The organism is Allochromatium vinosum DSM 180, assembly GCF_000025485.1.
Classification (GTDB): Bacteria; Pseudomonadota; Gammaproteobacteria; order Chromatiales; family Chromatiaceae; genus Thermochromatium; species Thermochromatium vinosum.
In genome coordinates this window covers 682,825-702,663 of the sequence record NC_013851.1, presented here as the reverse complement: position 1 = coordinate 702,663, position 19,839 = coordinate 682,825, and the positions used below count along the sequence as shown (strand labels likewise).

Annotated in this window: 12 protein-coding genes; 6 read left to right on the top strand and 6 right to left on the bottom strand. The window is 66.7% G+C overall.

Translation table 11 applies throughout. The annotated features are described in order from the left end of the window. Positions 1–41 precede the first annotated feature (41 nt). Entirely contained in the window at positions 42–1,298 is a 1,257-nt protein-coding gene (rho, locus tag ALVIN_RS02995; protein ID WP_012969830.1) for a transcription termination factor Rho, read from the top strand. Between the two features lie 46 nt (positions 1,299–1,344). Here rho and ALVIN_RS02990 read toward each other — a convergent pair whose 3' ends face one another. The 5 genes from ALVIN_RS02990 to ALVIN_RS02970 all read right to left on the bottom strand — a co-directional run bounded on the left by ALVIN_RS02990 (position 1,345) and on the right by ALVIN_RS02970 (position 13,298). Then, positions 1,345–2,844 carry a GGDEF domain-containing protein gene (locus ALVIN_RS02990; protein WP_012969829.1) on the bottom strand — a complete coding sequence of 500 codons (1,500 nt, stop codon included), beginning with the start codon at positions 2,842–2,844 and terminating at the stop codon, positions 1,345–1,347. Beyond that, positions 2,831–3,418 (bottom strand): hypothetical protein, encoded by a 588-nt coding sequence (locus ALVIN_RS02985; protein ID WP_012969828.1) that lies wholly within the window; start codon positions 3,416–3,418, stop codon positions 2,831–2,833. Before ALVIN_RS02985 ends, ALVIN_RS02990 begins: the two co-directional genes overlap by 14 nt. A gap of 14 nt (positions 3,419–3,432) precedes the next feature. Beyond that, entirely contained in the window at positions 3,433–5,394 is a 1,962-nt protein-coding gene (locus tag ALVIN_RS02980) for a TonB-dependent receptor plug domain-containing protein (protein ID WP_043795491.1), read from the bottom strand. A gap of 222 nt (positions 5,395–5,616) precedes the next feature. Continuing rightward, positions 5,617–7,722, bottom strand: coding sequence for a penicillin-binding protein 1C (gene pbpC / locus ALVIN_RS02975; protein ID WP_012969826.1), 2,106 nt, complete (start codon positions 7,720–7,722; stop codon positions 5,617–5,619). A 44-nt stretch (positions 7,723–7,766) separates the two neighbouring features. Continuing rightward, complete coding sequence (locus tag ALVIN_RS02970; protein WP_012969825.1) at positions 7,767–13,298, bottom strand: alpha-2-macroglobulin family protein; 5,532 nt, start codon at positions 13,296–13,298, stop codon at positions 7,767–7,769. A gap of 265 nt (positions 13,299–13,563) precedes the next feature. Between ALVIN_RS02970 and ALVIN_RS02965 the strand changes: the two genes are divergently transcribed. Beyond that, positions 13,564–14,160, top strand: a complete 597-nt coding sequence (locus ALVIN_RS02965) for a hypothetical protein (protein ID WP_148217445.1) — start codon at positions 13,564–13,566, stop codon at positions 14,158–14,160. Positions 14,161–14,249: 89 nt separating this feature from the next. Then, positions 14,250–14,690: an acyl-CoA thioesterase gene (locus ALVIN_RS02960; protein ID WP_012969823.1), complete on the top strand. Its 441-nt coding sequence runs from the start codon at positions 14,250–14,252 to the stop codon at positions 14,688–14,690. Between the two features lie 14 nt (positions 14,691–14,704). Here ALVIN_RS02960 and ALVIN_RS02955 read toward each other — a convergent pair whose 3' ends face one another. Continuing rightward, complete coding sequence (locus ALVIN_RS02955; RefSeq protein ID WP_012969822.1) at positions 14,705–15,079, bottom strand: acyl-CoA thioesterase; 375 nt, start codon at positions 15,077–15,079, stop codon at positions 14,705–14,707. Between the two features lie 132 nt (positions 15,080–15,211). Here ALVIN_RS02955 and ALVIN_RS02950 point away from each other — a divergent pair, with 132 nt between their 5' ends. From ALVIN_RS02950 to ALVIN_RS16460, 3 genes are read left to right on the top strand one after another with little or no spacing between them, the layout of a single operon-like run. Next, positions 15,212–17,179 carry a methyl-accepting chemotaxis protein gene (locus tag ALVIN_RS02950; protein ID WP_012969821.1) on the top strand — a complete coding sequence of 656 codons (1,968 nt, stop codon included), beginning with the start codon at positions 15,212–15,214 and terminating at the stop codon, positions 17,177–17,179. Then, complete coding sequence (gene cheB / locus ALVIN_RS02945; protein ID WP_012969820.1) at positions 17,176–18,234, top strand: chemotaxis-specific protein-glutamate methyltransferase CheB; 1,059 nt, start codon at positions 17,176–17,178, stop codon at positions 18,232–18,234. Before ALVIN_RS02950 ends, cheB begins: the two co-directional genes overlap by 4 nt. Beyond that, on the top strand, positions 18,231–19,829 hold the full coding sequence (locus ALVIN_RS16460; protein ID WP_012969819.1) for a CheR family methyltransferase: 1,599 nt from the start codon (positions 18,231–18,233) through the stop codon (positions 19,827–19,829). Before cheB ends, ALVIN_RS16460 begins: the two co-directional genes overlap by 4 nt. The last annotated feature ends 10 nt before the right edge of the window (positions 19,830–19,839 follow it).

The following is a 19,839-nucleotide window of genomic DNA, read 5'->3' as shown; positions in this document are numbered from 1 at the left end:
GGCCGCCAACCCTGACATCCGTCCTGACGAACACAACCGTGATGAATCTAACTGAACTCAAGAAGATGCCGGTGCCCAACCTGGTGGCTCTGGCGCAATCCATGGACATCGAAGGCGTCGGCCGCTCGCGCAAGCAGGATCTGATCTTCGCCATCCTCAAGGCTCAGGCCAAGAAGGGCGAGGACATCTACGGCGACGGCGTGCTGGAGATCCTCTCGGATGGGTTCGGTTTCCTGCGCTCGGCCGATGCCTCCTATCTGGCCGGGCCGGACGACATCTATGTCTCGCCGAGTCAGATCCGGCGCTTCGCGCTGCGCACCGGCGATACCATCTCGGGCAAGATCCGTCCGCCCAAGGACGGCGAGCGCTATTTTGCGCTGCTCAAGGTCAACGACATCAACTTCGACCGCCCCGAGAACGCCAAGTCGAAGATCCTGTTCGAGAACTTCACGCCGCTGTTCGCCCAGAAGCGGCTGACGCTGGAGATCGGCAACGGCAGCACCGAGGACATCACGGCCCGTACCATCGATCTGGTCGCGCCCATCGGCAAAGGGCAGCGCGGGCTGATCGTCTCGCCGCCCAAGGCCGGTAAGACCATGATGCTCCAGAACATCGCCCAGTCCATCGGCCACAATCATCCCGACTGCTATCTGATCGTGCTCCTGATCGACGAGCGTCCCGAGGAAGTGACCGAGATGGCGCGCTCGGTGCGCGGCGAGGTCATCTCCTCGACCTTCGACGAGCCGGCCACCCGTCACGTCCAGGTCGCCGAGATGGTGATCGAGAAGGCCAAGCGGCTGGTCGAGCACAAGCGCGACGTGGTCATCCTGCTCGACTCCATCACCCGTCTGGCGCGTGCCTACAACACGGTCGTGCCCTCCTCCGGCAAGGTGCTCACCGGCGGTGTCGACGCCAACGCCCTGCAACGGCCCAAGCGCTTCTTCGGCGCGGCGCGCAACGTCGAGGAAGGCGGCTCGCTGACCATTCTGGCCACCGCCCTGGTCGACACCGGCTCGCGCATGGACGACGTGATCTACGAGGAGTTCAAGGGCACCGGCAACATGGAGATCCACATGGATCGGCGTATCGCCGAGAAGCGCATCTTCCCCGCGATCAACATCAACCGCTCGGGCACCCGGCGCGAGGAACTGCTTATGGGGCAGGCCGAGCTGCAAAAGATGTGGATTCTGCGCAAGATCCTGCACCCGATGGACGAGCTGGCCGCGATGGAATTCCTGCACGACAAGCTCAAGGCAACCAAGACCAACGATGAGTTCTTCTCGTCGATGAAGGGCTGACCGGACCTCGGCCGTGCTCCGGACCCGACGCGCGCGCCGTCTCTCTCTAACGAGCGGCGATCCGCGTGGCGGTGGCTGGAGCAACGGTCCGATCCGGTACAATGCCCACCGGCGCGGCCAGGATGCGGTTGCGCCCGGAGTCCTTGGCCATGTAGAGCCGGCGATCGGCGACGTCCAGAAAGGCATCGAGGCTCTCACCGCAATGCTGGGCCACGCCACCGCTGATGGTGGCGGCGAGGCCTTCCACGGACCAGCTGATCTGGGCGACCGAGGCCCGGATGCGCTCGGCGACCTCGGTGGCCTCGGTCAGATCGGCATGCGGCAGGATCACCAGAAACTCCTCACCACCATGGCGCCCGGCCACGTCGACCTCCCGGATACAGGATTTGAGCGTACCGCTGACGCACACCAGCACGTCGTCACCCACGCCATGTCCGAAGGTGTCGTTGATGCGCTTGAAGAGATCCAGATCGAAGAGGATGACCGCAAGCGGGTGCTTGTAGCGATTGGCCAGATCGATCTCGTGGGCGAGACGCTGATAGAGATAGCGCCTGTTGTAGAGTCCGGTCAGCGGATCGGTGAAGGAGGCGGCACGCAACTCGTCCTGGATCGCCTTCAGCTCGCTGATATCGGCCAGACCGATGAGCCGGCTCGGAATGCCCGAGAAATTCATCGGAGTCGAGGACACCAGGGCCCAGTGTTTCCGGTCCTGCTCCAGTCCGTCGAAACGCACCTCGCGCGTCTCGCCGTCCCGGCTCGGTAGCGCCACACTGGCCAAGTCACGCCAGGCCGCACTGTCGAGGGCGCCATCGGGCGTCTCGCGCAACTCCAGATAGCGCTTGGCGGCGACATTGGCGCGGTGCGGTCGCGACGCGTCCTCGGCCTGGAGCAGCATCGGGAAGGGGGCCGCCTCGAAGACGGCGCGCAGATTGTTCTCGCTCTCGCGCAGACGGCGCAGAAAACGCTGGGTCTGGAACCAGGCATAGCCGGTCGACAGCAGGATGAATCCCACCACCCACACCAGCGTCGTGCCCAGATTGCCGGTCAGATCATGCAGGAACCTGGGACTTGAATAACAGGTCGCCACCCCGACGAGCACCCGATCCTCGGGATGATAGAGCGGGATGCGCGCCACGAAACAGCGCTCGCAGACGGTACTGCCGAGATCCAGATCCAGACTTCCACGCCGTACACGGAAAATATCATAGTCGAACATCAGACTGATGCGCTGGATGAAGTGCTCCTGCGTCGATCCATCCTTGAACAGCAGGATCGACCCGAGCGCCGCCAACAGGTCGCGTCGCAGCTGCTCCGGATCGCGATCCTCATCGAGCAGACGTTCGAGACCCTGGATCTGCGACTGCGCCAGCACGGTGGCCCGACTCTCGGCCTCGGCGCGCAGCGTCGGCTCCAGCACCAGGAACCAGTGCGAGGCGATCAGCAGCATCAGCATCAGACCGAGCAGACCGAAGACCAGAGCCAGATAGCCCTCGAGCCGTGACGACAGATGGCGCGCGACTCCGCGCAGCGGCTCAGTCACCATCATAGAGACGGGCCACGTCGAGAAAGAAGGGCTTGAAGCGCAGTCCGGCCCGACGCGCCCGTGTCGGGCTGACGAAGGGCAGGACGCGATCGGCGACATGGACACCGGCGATGGCTCCACCTTCGACCGCACCCGCGAAGGGCGAGAAGACGAGCGTTCGATGGCGCTCGGACCAGCCGCGCAAGCGTCGCGGCTCCAGGTCGGCGCTGGCGACGAAGACACCCACCGGCCGTGCTCCCGAATAGTCGTCGAACTCGGCCGCCGACACGAGCCGGACCTCCAGCGGATAGTCGCGAATCCGGTCCACGGACTCCAGATTCGCGACGACCGGGCGGGCGCTCGCGCCCGATCCGGTGTGGACCACCAGCACCAGCAGCACCCCCCTGGGCGTCAGCCAGTCTTCGATCGATTCGAGTGCGCCGACACAGGCCGGGAAGAGCTTGAGTCCAACGCGCACCCGTTGTTCATCCTCGCGCCAGAGCGTCTGGCCCTCGCCGGGCGCGCTGTGCAGGACGATCAACGGCATGACCCCCAACAGCAGCCCCAGGAACAGTGAGCGTGTGTCGGCGGTATTCATCGGCGGGCGCCCGCTCAGAAGGCGTAGGCCAGGGACACCCACCAACGACGTCCCGCCCTGGGATAGCCGTCGGGATAGATGAGTTCGACACCTCCGTAACTGGTGAGGATGTCGGGATAATAGACGCGTGTATCCCCCAGGTTCTTCACACCGGCGTGCAGCGACACGCCCTTGGCGGCCGTCTGATAGTTGAGCGTGAGGTCGAGCGTGGTCGAGTCGTCCAGATCCTGACGCGATTCGTAATCGACGCGGCTGCGCTCACCGATATAGTTCAGTTGCAGCGCGGCCGTCCAGCGTTCGTGCGGACGCCAGAGCAGGGCCAGATTGCCCAGCCAGCGCGCCCCGCCCGGCACCGCCGTGTCGCTGTCCGGGCGCACCGCGTCGACATAGGACAGGTTGGCGTCGATCTTCCAGCGTGTGCCGAGCCGCTGGACGTATTCGAGTTCGACGCCGCGCAGCCGGACGTCTTCACTGTTGACATAGCCTTCGTCGTCCGATTCGGCGAAGAGGATGGGATCGGTCAGGTCCGAATGAAAGAGCGTGGCGCGGGCCTCCCAGCGCGGCCGGGTCAGGATGTAGCCGAGTTCGAAGGTATCGATCTCGCTGGCCTCCAGGTCGGTCTGGGCGGCGTATTCGAGTTCATAGAAGGTCGGCGGGCGGAAGGCACGTGCATACTGCGCTTTGAGGATATTGGACGCGTCGAACCGCCATACGGCCGCCGCGCGCGGACTGAGCATGGACCCGGCATCGCTGTAGTCGTCGTAGCGCAGGGTCGCGGTCAGGGTGAGCCGGTCGCTGGCGCGGTATTCGTCCTGCGCGACCAGCCCGACGATGGTGCGGTCGTGGTCGGTGTCGAGCCAGGTCGAGGGGATCTCGAACGGGAGATTGGTCCACTCCCACTTGGCCTGCTCGATGGTGATCCGGCTCAGCTCCAGACCGAACAGGGCCGTATGCTCGTCATTCGGACGCCAGAAGACATCCGCCGAACCGCGATGGCGCGTCTCCTGATAGTCCTGGTTCATGTAGATGGGTTCGTCGGCCAGATAGCTGGCCGGGAAGACATAGAGCCGACGGCGATCGCGTTGCTGGCGCAGGAACTCCAGGCGCAGTTTGGCGCTGAGCGTCTCGGACAGACGCGGATCGAAGCCGGCCTGGGCCGAGACCAGCTCCTGGCGCGTGGCCAGATTGCCGTCGGCGGGCGGCAGGAAGTGATTGATGCCGAAATGGTCGCCGTAGTCGTCCTCGATCAGCTTGAGATCGAGGAAGAAGTCACGCCACTGGAGGTTGGTGAAGGCCGCCTTGTAACGCTGGGCTTCGTTGGAGTGACCAGGAGCGTTGGAGAGGCTGGACTCACCGAGTGCGGCGAGTGCGTCCTCACTGATCCGGACACCGGCATCATCGCTCTCGAGTCCGGCCAGATTCAGCGACAGGCTCAGATCGCGCTGCGGATCGTCCCAGTACCAGATCGCGCCCAGACCCGACCCCATGTCCTCGCCGGCCTGGAGACGGACCTGACGTTCACGCTTGCGGGTGATGACGTTGATGACACCGGCGTAGGCATACTCGCCATGCACCGAAGAACCGGGACCACGGATGACTTCGATGCGCTCGACCTGTTCGATCGGGATGTCGAGCACGCTGTTGGCGGTCGCCAGCAGCGAGGAGTTCATGGAGATGCCGTCGAGCATGATCTTGATGTTGCCCGAGGCATAGCCGTGCCCGACACCGCGACTGAGCACCTGACGCTCGCCGGTCATCTCCAGCCCCAGACTCAGGCCCGGCACCAGAGCCAGCGACTCCCAGACCGTGCGCGCACCGCGCTGCAGGAGATCGTCGCCGCTGAGGATGGTCGCCATGCCGGGGACGAAATTGGCGTTCATACCACTTTTGGTGGCCAACTCGGTCGCCCTGTCCAGCAGGGCCAGCAGATCTTCACGCTCGTCGCTGCCGGCACTGACGACCGATTGAAAACACACTGACAATACCAAAGCCGTCGACAAGCGACGCATAGCGATGATCGAGCATCCAAGTGTTCTCATTTCGTGCAATCCCTAACAATACGATCCGCAACGATCGACAGGCAATCAGGCAGGTAGTTTATACACATACATCACCATGCACCGATGCCGTTCGTCGGATTGAATACAGAAAAATCAATTCAAAGCATTGACAAAAATCCACGCCATGCAAATCAACCCTCAGTCGAGCCGAACACGCACCCGCGCCGATTCGCCACGCCCATCGACGACGACCAGCGTCACATAGCCCGGCCCTGTCGGTATCCAGCGCGCGGCTCTGGAAAAGGGTTCGCGGGCGATGGGTCCGCTGTCGGCAAACCAGGTGAAGGGCGGTGTGCCGCCCCGAACCCTGAGCACCAGCGATTCGGTACGCGCCGAGCCGAATCCCAGATCGATGCGCGCCCCCGGCGGCGGATAGGCGATCTCCAGCGCGGTGACCGAAGCGCTCGCACGGCTCGCCGCCGGGACGTGCCGCAGGATTTCGGGCAACTGGGCATGAGTCATCGGGCGCACGCCGGGCGGTGGCGGCGGCAACGGCGCACGCCGGCCGAGCTGGGCGAAGACATCGATCAGGATCGGGGCAGCGGCCTCGATCCCGGCCAGACCCGGAACGGGCGCACCATCGGCCCGCCCGGTCCAGACGCCCACCACCCAGCGCCCGTCGAAGCCGATGGCCCAGGCATCGCGATAGCCATAGGAAGTGCCGGTCTTGAAGGCGATGCGCTCGGCCGTGGCGCGATCCGGGGCCGGGACTCCCGCGAGGATGGAGCCGACCAGCCAGGCGGCGCGCTCGTCCAGCACGGGCCGCGACGGACGTGCAATCCGGGAGCCGTGGCGGCGAATGGGATCATCGTCCGTCGTTTCACGTTCGAGCGACACGCGCAGCACGACCGGCGACCCGCCGCGCGCGATCGCGGCATAGAGCCGGACCAGATCGGTCAGCGTCACCCCGACGCCGCCCAGACCGATCGCCAGACCGGGCGCGGAGCCGTCGGGCAGCACGGGTTCGACTCCGGCACGGCGCAGACGCGCGGTCAGCCGTGCCGGTCCCACCGCCTCCAGCAGTCGCACGGCCGGGATGTTGAGCGAGGCTTGCAGGGCATGGCGTACCGAGACCGTGCCCTGGAACGCGCGGTCGAAGTTGGTCGGGGCATAGCCGTCGAAGCCGGTCGGGCGATCCTCGATCAGACTCTCGGGATGGGCGATGCCGTCCTCGAAGGCCAGACCATAGATCAGGGGCTTGAGGGTCGAGCCGGGCGAGCGGATGGCGCGGGTCATGTCGACATGGCCCCGGCGCGCCTCGTCGAGCGGATCGGGCGAACCGACCGCGGCGTGAATCTCGCCCGTGGTGTGATCGGCGACCAGGATGGCGAGCGAGACCCGTTCGCCCAGGGCGCGGGCGCGCTCGGCCGCCAGTGTTTCGAGGCGCTCCTGGAGCCGGGCATCGAGGGTCAGGCGCTGGATCGAGCGTTCGGGGTGGGCGCGATGCGCGCGCCAGGCCAGATGGGCGGCGAGCATGGGAAAGGGGCGGCGCGCGCTCGGTACCGGCTCGCGCAAGGCGCCGGCCAGTTCGATGGTGTCGATCAGACCGGCTGCATGGAGACGCTGGAGGATGGCCGCGCAGGCGCGGCGCAGGGTCTCAGGGTCGCGGTCGGGACGACGCGCCTCGGGGGCCTGGGGCAAGGCGATCAGGAGCGCCGATTCCGTCGCCGTCAGCCGGTGCGGTTCATGGCCGAACCAGGCGAGTGCTCCGGCGCGCACGCCTTCGAGGTTGCCGCCCTGGGGCGTCAGATTGAGATAGGCGCTGAGGATAGCGTCCTTGTCCAGCTGTCGCTCCAGCGCCAGAGCCAGACGCATCTGATGCAGCTTGCCGGCGAGATCGCGGGTCGAGCGTCCGTCGAGCAGCCGCGCCAGTTGCATGGTGATCGTCGAGCCGCCGGAGACGATGCGACCGTATCTGAGCCATTGCCAGGCCGCGCGCATGAGCGCCAGCGGATCGACGCCGGCATGGTCGCGAAAGCGCCGGTCCTCGATGGCCAGGAGCCGGTCCAGATAGCGCGGATCGACCGCATCGAGCGCGACCGGTAGCCGCCAGCGCCCGTCGGCCACCGGGAAGGCGCGCAACAGCCGCCCCTCGCGGTCGAGGATCTGCGGCGAAGTGGCGAGTGCGATCTCAGGCAGCGGGGCGGTGTCGATCCAGTCGTCGAACCACAGCCAGACACCGGCTCCGGCACCGATGACCAGACCGACCGCCAGCAGCAGGCCGATACGATATCGCCGCATCATGAGGCGTCCAGGCGACTCGACCGTGGTCTACCGCCGCCTTGCACTCATGGCCCCGCCTCGCGCACCGCGACCGTACCGGTTTCGGTCCAGGCGCGCAGACCGGGCCGGTACATGTCCTCCACCGTCGCGGCCGGATGCGCGAACACACCGGGCGAGACCGCACGCAACCGATAGGCGAGCTGGAACTGCGCCGAGTCGTCGGCATCGCGATCGATGGCGGCGATGAAGCGATCGGCGCGGAACTCGGTGTGCTTGGCCTCGTTCTCCAACCCCAGCCAGGGAATGCCCGAGACGTCGCCGGCACGGATCAGGTTGGGATTGTCGATCTCCAGCCCGGCTGGTAGCGGATCGTCGAGGATCAGACGCGCCTGACGCGGCTCGGTCGCCTCGACCGTGAGCACGGCGATCAGACGCTCGCCCTGCTCGACCTCCGTCAACCGGACCCGCCGTCCCTCCAGATCATAGTAGGCACGCTCGATCCGATAGCCCTGACCGCCCGCCGGCTCAGGCACGCGCGGGACGCCCGTCACCGTCACCAGCGCCTCGACCGGACTCGCGCCGCGATTGACGATCGACAGCGGACGCGCGGCCAGTTGAGTGTCATCGACACGACGATGAAAGACACTCGCCTGCGCCGCCCCATCGACACTCAAGACCGGCTGTTCGCTCGACTGCATCAGGGCATGGGCCGCGAGCAGCAGCCACGCCTGTTCCTGGGTGCTGGTGTAGGACTCGCCCACCCACAGCGCCGGGAGCCGCTGCGCGAGCGACTGGAGATTCACCGTAGAGGATTCGCTCTCGGCGGCCAGCGTCAGCAGCCCGGCGCCATCGCGCAACAGCGAACCATAGTCCGAGCGCCAGCGCCGATCGTCATGGCTCTGTGCCAGCTTGCCGAGCGCGCTGCGGAACAGCCCGTCGGCGCGCGGACGGTCGCCCTGGATGGCGAGCGCGGCGGCAAGCTGAGACACGGCCAACGGCGTGGCGAAGGCGTCGAGTTTGGTGTCGGCGTAATAGCGCAGATCGCCGATGGCGGCGCGTCCGTTGCGGGCGAGCACATAGAGCGCATAGGCGATGTCCTCGCCGCCGGAGCTGAAGTCCGGGGCATAGCTGAGGGTGTTGCGCAGGTTGTCGAGCGCCATCTGGAAGGGCGCATCCGGTACGGCGTAGCCCTTCTCACGCGCACGGGTGAGGAAGTCTGTGACATAAGCATCGAGCCAGGTGTCGCCGCCGCCGTCGTTGCCCCAAAGACCGAAGCTGCCGCTGCTGTCCTGCTTGGCCAGGATCTCGGCAATGGTCGTGCGGACCCGTTCGTTCGCCCCGCCCTCGCCGGCGAGTCCGGCGGTCTGGGCAACCTCGTTGAGATAGAGCAGCGGCAACGCGCGGCTGGTGAGCTGTTCGGCACAGCCATAGGGATAGCGGTCGAGCGCCATCAGCAGTCCGGCGACATCCAGCCGTCCGGCCCCGCCGATCGAGACAAGCAGCGAGCCGGTTCCGGTCACACGGTCGGCGAGCCGCCCGGCATCCAGAGTCAGTTCAGCGCCCGGCTGAAGCGTCACCACTTCGGTGCGGCTGGTACGCGGCGCATTGGAGCGCACCGGTACGCGCAGCGTCTTGCGCAGGGTTTGACCGTCCGGGGTCAGCAGATCGATGTTCAACCGCGCATCGCCGACCGATTCGGCCTGAAACGCGACGCTGGTCTGTGCGCGCTCGCCCTCGGCCAGGGTCAGACTGGAGCGGGCCGACTCGGGCGCAACCTGGATCGGATCGCCTTCAGCCGTGATCGCCAATCCGACCTCGCCGCCCGGTCCCTCGACCGCGTCCAGACCCAGCAGCAATCGCGAGCGGTCGCCCGGCGCCAGGAAGCGCGGCAGCGTCGGCGTCACCACGATCGGATCGCGCACCGTCAGATCGCGCACCGCGTGACCCACGCCCTCGGCGCTCCAGGCCATCGCCATGACGCGCACCGCGCCGTTGAAGTCGGGCAGCTCGACCGAGACGCTGGCCTGGCCGCGATCATCGAGCTTGATGATGCCCGAGTGATAGGCGAGCAGTTCCTCGGTCGGCGGCGGGCCTTCGATCGCCAGACTCAGTCCGTCGCCGCCCGTGCGCACCACACCCGGCACGCCCTGCATGCGGTCGATGAGCCGGCCATAGAGATCGCGGATCTCCATCCCCAGCCGACGCTGGGCGAAATACCAGTCGTCCGGCGCGGGCGGCTGATAGCGCGTGAGGTTCAGAATCCCGAGATCGACCGCCGAAACCGTGACATAAACCGGCTGTCCGGACTTGACGCCCTCGACCTGGACCGGGATCTCGAGGGTCTGGCGCGGACGCACCGTGCCTGTGAGTTGCGGCGTCTCAGGCAACGCCAGCACCAGCTTGCGCGCCCCCGGATCGACACCGGCCCAGGTCAGACCGAGCGCGCGGCCCGGCATCCGGCGTGCCTCCAGATCCATCGGACGATAGAGCGCGGCTGTGACATAGGCGCCTGGTCCCCACTCGGCGGTCACAGGCAGTTCGACAGTCGTGCCGTTCTCGGGCACCTCGACCGCTTTCATGCCGATGAGCCGGTCGTCGACCACCATCACCAAGGCCAGTCCCGCGAAGCGCGGTTCGAGCCGCACCCGCGCCGTCTCGCCGACCCGATAGCTCGGCTTGTCGAGCGAGACCTTGAGCAGATCGGGCGTGTCCTGCGTCTTGGGTTCGACGTACCAACCGGCCTCGAACTCCAGATCGACCGGCAGCACCGCGCCGTCCTGGGTCGAGAGCGTCAGACGATATGTGCCCCAGTCGACCGCCGCCTCGATCCGCCCGGCATTGAGCGCGTCCAGATCCAGGGTGCCGTCGGCCACGCGCTCGGTGGTGGTGATGGGTTCATAGTTCCAGTTGCCGTCGGAGGCGTACCACTGGAAGCTGGTCTTGAGGCGCACCAGGGTCCAGCGCACGCCGGACAGCGACTGGCGCCGGCCATCGGGATCGATGGCGATGGCTTCGAATCGGGCGTTGCCGCCCTCCTCCACAGAGCCTTCGAACAGCGGCTTGAGTCCGATCCGCGTCTGTTTGGACGCGACCGGACGCTTGAGCTGGCGCTCGACCGGCCGTCCGCCCTCCTCCAGCACTCGCACCTGGATGTCGGCCTCCAGCAGCTTGGTGGTCGGCGGGATCTCGGGCAGATCCAGAGGCACCTCGGCATGACCGGCGGCATCCGTGCGCCCGCCCGACAGCGGCGCACCGAGCGGTTCGAGTTCCTCGCTTTCCAGACCGAAGCGATAGCCGGGGAAGGCGGCCAGAGTATCGGTCGGCTTCACCTGGACCTCACCTTCCAGCGCCAGCCCGCCGGCCGGTGCGCCGTAGAGGAAGCGGGCGTCGAGCGTGAGCAACGGCGGATCGGCCGGATCGATCGCCGGACTGGACGAATCCAGCTCGAAGGTCAGCCGCTCGGGCAGGAAGTCCTCGACCAGAAACGCCAGCTCGGCCAGCGCCGGCCCCTTGGGATCGGCATGGACGGCCGCGCGCCAGGTGCCGCGCGGCGCGGTCTTGGTGAGCTGGACATCGGCCGCATGACCGCCCTGCCCCTGATCCTGGGTCAGGGTGCGCAGATATTCCATCCCATCCGGACGTTTGACGATGAGCGTGATCGGCAGATCCGTCACCGCCCGCGCGCGCGAGTCGCGTACCAGCGCCGTGAGATGCACGGTCTCGCCCGGACGATAGGCACCGCGCTCGCTGACCAGATAGACATCGAGCGGCTTGGGCGGCAACCGGCCCTCGACACCCCGGTCGCTCAGATCGAAGGGCGACTGGGTCAGATCGAGAAAGGCATAGTCCCCGGCCGACGACTCGGCCACCAGCAGCGCCGGAGCATTGCCGCCGGTGCCGCGCAGCAGACCGGGATCGAAGCGGGCATGGCCTTCGTTGTCCGTGGTCGCGCGGCCCAGGATCTCGTTGTTGACGGCGACCAGCCGCACCTCGACCCGTCCGAGCGGCTTGGCACTGGAGAGCGAGCGCACCAGGGCATGGAGTCCGTCATTGCCCGCGAGCGTGGTCAGCCCCAGATCCGAGACCAGGAACCACTGGGTCGCGAGCGAACTGCCGTCGTCGGGCGCATTGCGCGGACGCACGGTCAGGACATGGATGCCGGGCTTGAGTTCGGACACCAGGGCGCCGACCGGAACCGCCGTCGTCACCTCGCGGTTGAGTTCGGGCTTGACCTCGATGGCGCCCTTCCAGATCGACTCGCCGGTGCGTTCCTGGATGCGCTCCAGGTTCCAGCGCCCGAGCTGTTGCTCCAGCAGCCCTTCTTCCAGCGCCTGGGTCAGGACGCGATCACCGAGCCGATGGACCTCGGCCTCCAGGGTATCGGTATTGACCGAGACCACCGGGATCGCCGCCTCGCCGCCCTTGGGCAACACATAGGCACGACCGAGGAAACGGGCCATGGGTGCACGATCGCGGACATAGATGTCGAGTTCAGAGCCTTTGCTCAGCGTCTCGCCGTCGGCGGCGGGCAATCCGGGACGCACCAGCACCTGATAACGCTCACCGTGGCGCACGCCGTCGATACAGATCTGCTTGGACTCGGCCTCGATCGGCAGGTCGGTGCGGGCGACGACGCGCACGAAATCGGTGAGATTGGGCCGGCTTGGGTCGAGCGGGTCGCTGAACTGGATACAGATCCGTGGGCTGGCGGCGTCCGATTCGACCTCGTGCCCCGTGATGCGGAAGCCATGCTCGGCGATCTGCTGGTCGAGGATCCGGCGCAGTTCGGGCGACTCGACCAGGGCGAGCGAAGCCCGATTGGCGCGGATTGCGGCGCGCCATTCCTCACGCTGAGCCAGAGTGCGGGCGATGAGCGCCAGGGTGGCCGCCCGTTCGTCAACCGATCGCGCCTGCGGATAGGCATTGATGGCCGCCGCCGTCGCCTGCTGGCGATGACGCTGACGCTCGTCCCAATCACCACTCTGAGCGGCTGCGAGCGAGGATTCGGCCAGCGATGTCCAGAGACCCCGATCATCAGGCGCCAGACGCAGCGCCTGGGACTGGAGCGCAGCCGCCTGAGCCGGCTGCTTGGATTGCAGCGCCGTGCGCGCCTGAGCCGTCAGGGTCGCGAGCTTGACCTCTGGCACGGGCGCGCTCGCCAGCTTGGCGGCCAGACGGCGTGCCTCTCCCAGTTCACGCGGCGGCAGAAAACCGAGATCGGCCAATCGCACAGTCGACGAGACGGGGCGTGGTGTCGTGTTGTCCGTACCTGCGGCTTGTCCGGCCTGCTCGACGACATGCCCGGAGACCGCACCGGCGAAGGGACGGGCCTCCTCGTGATTCTCCTTGAGGAAACACCATTCGGCCTTGGTGTTGTAGGTGAAGGCGCGGCAGCGGCTGTCGTTCAGACAGGCCGCCTGACAATCCTCCAGTGTGACGGATTTGAGGGTCGAGTAATCGCGCCCGAAGTAGTCGATGCCGGGCGTGAGTTCGATCGCGCGCTCGGCGGCCAAAGCCCGATCGGTTGGCAAGGCAAGCCACACACAGAGCAGCAGTGACAGACGACCGAGCAAGGAGACAGACACGTAAGCGGGCATGGCGACGACCCCATCGACGGTGGACCGGATGGGGTGAACTCTAGTCCTCCGACGGCGTCCGAGCAATGCGCGACATGGATTGCTCGAACACTTTTCGCCCAATGCCGGGGCGAGGGCGCTCCATCGAGTTCGCGTTCGACCCTTAACACGCAGTTTCAGTGAGGTTACTATCGGCGGGCTTGACCGATTCGGTGGTCTCGCTTGCAGTTTCACACAGGCTATCGGCTATCAACCACAGCAACCCAAAATGTTAGGAGGGTCCGTCGTGACAACATCCGCAAAATCGCAAGGCTCGTTGATGCTCGCCCTGTTCCCGCTCATCATCCTCTATGCCGGCACCGTCGCGCTCTTCGCGCTCACCCGCGAGAACGCGAGCGGCATCGCCGTCTACTGGGGCTATTTCGTTCCGGTCATCGGACTCATCTCGCTGGTCACCGCCTGGGGCAATGCCTATGTGCGGGGCGACTCGCGTCTGTTCTATCTGGCCAAGCAGATCATCATCTGGGGCGCCCTGGCCTGGGTGCTGACCATCCTGCACAAGATGGGCGTCGACTCGGCCCTCGGTGGGCAGAAGGCGGCCGTCACCCTGATCATGATGACCGCTCTGGTCGCCTTGCTGGTCGGCCTCTACCTGGACACCAAAATGGTCGTCTATGGCGCCTTCCTCGGCTTCTGCGGCTATCTGCTGGCCGATCCGGGCCACTCGGCCATCCTGGTCAAGATCGGCGAGCCCTTCAAGGTCGTCGACCCGGCCAACAAGCCCGTGACCATGGTCATCGCCGTAGCCATCGTCGCCTTCCTCGTGGCCGCGTTCTTCCTGCTGAGCACCCGTGGCTCGGCGGCCTCCAAGCGCTCGTCCTGAAGCGCGATCGGGCGCGCCGGGCACGGTCCGAATCAGGACTCGCCCGACGCGCCACCTCGACACAGGGATGTGTCTTCGACGGCAACTTGATGACAGACAAAACGTTTCGATACGAACTGCATATCCGGCTGCACGACACAGACGCGGCCGGACGCCTGTTCTTCGCCCATCTGTTCCGGCACGCGCAGGACGCGCTCGAAGCCTTCATGGAGCACATCGGCTATCCGATCGACGCCATGCTCCGCGATGGCGAGATCCTGCTGCCCCTGACCCATGCCGAGGCCGACTACCGGCGCCCGATGCGCCATGGCGACCGCATCCGGGTCGAGGTGCGGGTCGAGGATCTGCGCCGACGTTCGTTCGCGATCGGTTATCGCTTCCTGAACGAAGCCGGCGAAGAGATGGCCACGGCCAGAACCATCCATGTCCTGGTAACAGACGAGATCCATGTCGGCGAGTCGCTGCCGGAGGCACTGCGCGCCGGGCTGGCCGGCCACGTCATGGCGGCTCGAACCCAACCCACGGAATGACGCCTCGCCGACCGTCAGACCAGGGCCGGTTCGGCGGTGGGCAGGGGAAGCTTGCGCCCCTGCTCGTCGAGCCGCACGAAGGTGATGCAGGTCGAGAAGATCGACTCCTCGCGTCCGGTCTCCAGATCATCGGCATAGACGCTCACGCCATAAGTCAGCGAAGTGCGTCCCCGACAGCTCTCGCCGGCGACGAAACGCAGTACGGTGCCCAGCTCGACGCCGCGATGGAATTCGACGCGGTCCATGCCGATGGTGACGAAGCGGCAGCCCGGATTGTCGCGACTGGCGGCGATCCAGGCGATCTCGTCGACCCATTTGAGCAGACAGCCACCGAACAGATGGCCGTAGTGGTTGAGATGTTCGGGTCGGACGACGGTGTAACTTTCCATGACGGCTCCAGGACGATCCAGAGTGATTCAAGACTGGGGAGTCTTCTTTGGCGACTCGGGTTAGGCTAGCATCCGGTTCTCGATCCGCGGTTTCAACGTCCGCGCCAGACGCGGCCTGCACGAGAGCGACTGATGTTCACCAACCTCCGTCTCTGGGTCAACTACATGATCGGCGCCGGGACAGCGATCCTGCTCGCCGTCTCGGTGTTGTCCTTTTTCAATCTGCGCGCCCTGGACGGTCTGGCCCTGGAGGCGGAGCGCACCGAGTTGCGCCAGTATGCCGAACGCATCCGGCTCGACGTCGAGGCCGAAACCCGGCTGGCCGAAGCCATGAGCGCCCTGGTCGCCAACATCCCCGAGGTCCGGCAGCACTTCGCCGCCGGTGATCGCGACTGGCTGCGCGAGCAGCTCCTCGCGCCCTACGAGGTGCTGAGCAAGGACTATGGCGCGGTCCAGTTCCAGTTCCACACCCCGCCCGCGACCTCCTTCCTGCGACTGCACCAGATCGAGAAATATGGCGACGATCTCGCCGGCTTCCGGCATTCGGTCGTCGACACCAACACCCAGCGCAAACCCCAGCGCGGCTTGGAATCCGGTGTCGCCGGTCTGGGTGCGCGCGGCATTGTCCCGGTCTTCGATCAGGGCCGTCGTCATCTCGGCTCGGTCGAGTTCGGCATGTCGTTCGGGCCGGCCTTCTTCGAGGGCTTCAAGGCACGCCACGGCGTCGAGGCCGCGCTCCACCTGACCCGCGACGGCCAGATCGAGACCTTCGCCAGCACCGCCGGCGAGCGCCCGCTCCTCGACGAGGCGACCATCGCGGCGGCCGCTGCCGGCACGCCCCAGTACGCCCAACTGACGATCGGCGGCGTGCCCATGGCCGTCTATGCCGAAGCGATCCGGGACTATGCCGGCCAGCCGCTCGGGGTGATCGAGGTCGCCAAGGATCGTCAGGTCTACAGCCAGATCCGGGCACGGGCGATCGAGCGAACCTGGATGCTCGGCGGTCTGGTGCTGGCGATCGGTCTGGTGCTCGCGCTCGTCTCGGCGCGGGTGCTGGCGCGACGCATCGAGCGCCTCACCCAGGGCGTCGACCGCGTGGCCGCCGGCGATCTGGCGCGTGCGGTCACTCTGGACGGACGCGACGAGCTGGCCGGGCTGGCGGGCGCGACCGACCGCATGCGCCGTCATCTGCGCGATCTGGTCGCCGAGGTCGAGCGCAACGCGATCTCGGTCCACGAGGCCGCGCGCCAGATCGCCCAGGCCGTCGACGGACAGGCGGCCACCTCCAGTCAGATGTCCAGCTCGGTGGCCGAGATCACCTCGACCATGGAGGAACTGTCCTCGTCCTCGGCGCAGATCGCCGAATACTCGGGCTCGGTGGTCGAGATCGCACGCCGCACCTACGACGGCAGTCTCCACGGCGAGCAGGCCATGCGCCAGCTGGTCGACAAGATGGAGGAGATCCGCCACGACAATCAGGTCTCGCTCAAGGAGATCGTCGATCTGGGCGGCAAGTCCAAGGAGATCACGCGCATCATGGAGATCATCGACACCGTGGCCGATCAGACCAAGCTGATCGCCTTCAATGCCGCGCTGGAGGCGTCCTCGGCGGGCGAGGCCGGCAAGCGTTTCGGCGTGGTGGCGGCCGAGATCCGGCGTCTGGCCGACTCGGTCAGCGAGTCGACCGCCGAGATCGCGCACAAGATCGGCGAGATCCAGGAGACCATCGGCCGGCTGGTCATCACCTCGGAAAAAGGCTCGGTCGGCATCGACCAGGGGCTGGACGCCTCGGCGCGCACCGCCGACTTCCTGCGCGAACTGGTGCAGACCGCGAGCGAGACCACCAGCTCGGCCCAGCAGATCAGTCTCTCGACCCAGCAGCAGCGCACCGCCAGCAATCAGGTGGTGGTCGCACTCAAGGAGATCGTGACCGCCAGCGCCGAGACGGCCGAGTCGGTGCGCCGCATCTCGCAGGTGGCCCAGAGCATGACCCAGCTCTCGGCGATGCTCAAAGGTCAGGTCGATCGCTTCGTGCTCGATGAACGGACCCTGGAGTCACGGCCGACCGTCACCGAAGCCCGGCCCCTGGGCGACGCATGAAGCCGATCCGCGTCCTGGTGGTCGACGACAGCGGCACGGCGCGTGCGCTCATCCGCGCCCTGCTGGAGTCCGAGCCTGGACTGAGCGTCTGTGGCGAGGCAACCAACGGACGCGAGGCACTGGAGCTGACGCTCCAGCTCAAACCCGACATCATCACCCTGGACTTGCAGATGCCGGTGATGGACGGACTGACCGCCATCGAAGAGATCATGGCTGTGCGGGCCACGCCCATCCTGGTGCTCTCGGATCTGGCCGACTCGCACAATGCCATGTCGGCCGTGGCGCGCGGGGCGCTGGAAGCCACCGCCAAGCCGGGGATCGATGATGGCGGCGCCCTGGCACGGCGGCTGCGGATGCTCGCCGGGGTACCCGTGATCCGGCACATCCGGCGTCAGTCGGGCGGCGCCGCGCTCGTGTCCCAGGCCGGGCCGACGTTGCACCCACACGCGACGCCACCCCCCGTCCCCAACGGCCCGGACACCCAGGGCGAGCGTTTGATCGCCATCGCTTCGTCCACCGGCGGACCCCAGGCACTGGCGGCCCTGCTGCCCCGGCTACCGGCGACGCTCGCCGCCCCGGTCCTGATCGCCCAGCATCTGTCGGTCGGCTTCGCCGAGGCCATGGCCGGTTGGCTCAACGATCTCTGTGCACTGGAGGTCGTGGTGGCCCAGGCCGGCGAGATCCCGCGACCGGGGCGTATCTATCTGGCCGACCCGGCCCGGCATCTGGTCCTGAGCGCTGGCCGGCGTCTGCATTACGTCGAACCGGAGGCACGCGACATCTATCATCCGAGCTGCGACCGGCTGCTGTCTTCCGTGGCCGAACGCCATGGCGATCAGGCGCTGGGCGTGATCCTCACCGGCATGGGCCGCGACGGCGTGCGGGGACTGCTCGACATCCGCGCCGCCGGCGGTCAGACCCTGGCCCAGGACGAACCCAGCTCGCTCATCTTCGGCATGAATCGCGAGGCCATCCACGCCGGTGCCATCGGCCGCGTGCTGCCCCTCGAAGAGATCGCCGGCGCCCTGTGCCGTCTGGTGGGCACGGCGCCATGAGTCTCGAATCCATCCAGGACTTCATCCGCCAACACCTGGGACTCAATGCCGGCACCTATGGCAACGATCTCTGGCGCGAACTGCTCGCCAAGCGCATCAGCACCGTCGGCGACCGCTCGCCCGAGGACTATCTGGCGCGGCTGCACAACGACGAGACCGAGCTGCACACCCTCACCAGTCTCATCACCATCAACGAGACCTACTTCTACCGCGAGTCCCAGCATCTGAAGCTGCTGACCGAACGGCTCTGTCCCGAGCGGTTGGCACATCGCGCTGCCGACGGGCCGGTGCGCCTGCTGTCGGTCGGCTGCTCGACGGGCGAGGAACCCTATTCGATCCTGATGGCCCTGCGCGAGCGCTATGGCGAGCTGGCCGACCAACTCTTCGAGATCCAGGCAAGAGACGTCGATCGCGCGGCCCTGGAACACGCACGCGCCGGCGTCTACGGCCGCTTCTCTTTCCGCGCCCTGAGTCCGCAGCTCCAGGAGCGCTATTTCAGCGCCGTCGACACCAATCATTTCCAGATCGACGAGCGTCTGCGCCGACAGGTGTGCTTCCAGCCGCTCAACCTGCTCGCCGCCGACTATCCTCCGGCACTCGCCGGTCAGGACGTGATCTTCTTTCGCAACGTCTCGATCTATTTCGATGCCCCGACCCGCCGGCGCGTGCTGGAGCGGCTCAAGACGCTGCTGGTGCCCGGCGGTTATCTGATCGTCGGCATCTCCGAGACCCTGGCCAACGACTTCGGCATCCTGGCGCTGCGCGAGTGCGACGGGGTCTTCCTGTTCATCAATGAATCGCCGGTCATGGGTGCGCCGCCCGTGGCAAGAACGCTAGCCGGGACGGAGCGCACCGATCGGGCTCGGGACGCTGGACGAACACCACCGGCACGCCCGCGTGAGTCGCGCCCCGGCGTCCCGGCGTCCGGCGACTCCAGACGACCGCCGCCGGATATGTCCAGTCATCCACAGACTATCCGGCGTCGCTCCGATCCAGAGAGGTCTCGCACCGAATACGCTTTGATACCGGCCACGCGCGCCCAGCCACCGGCTCAGGACGCGCCCGACGGCCCAGCGGCGGACGCCATCCATGACGAGGCGCTCGCCCTCGCCCAGAGCGAGCGCCATCAGGCGGCGCTCGAACGTCTCGAACCGCTCTGCGTCGCCCCCCAGCCGAGGCCCAGGGATCTGGTGCTCAAGGCCCATCTGCTGTTCGAGATGAACCGGACCCCGAACGCCATGGCGCTGGCGCACCGCGTGCTCGAGATCGATCACTGGAATCTGGAGGCCCTGCTGCTCCTGGGGCGCAGCGCCCAGCGTCAGGGACGCACGACCGAGGCCATCGGTTTTCTGCGACGCGCCATCTATCATCGACCCGAGTCCTGGCCGGCGCACTTCCAGCTCGCCGAGGTCTATCACGCGACCGGACAGGCCCAACTGGCGCAGCGCGAATACCGCGTCGTCCTGCGTCAGCTCGAACGCGAGGCCGGTCCACCCGATCCCATGGCGGCGCTGATCGGCGCGCCGGACCTGGCACTCGGCGACCTGCGTCAACTGTGCCAGATCCGCCTGACCCGACTCGAAGCGAGCGACTGACCCGCTATCC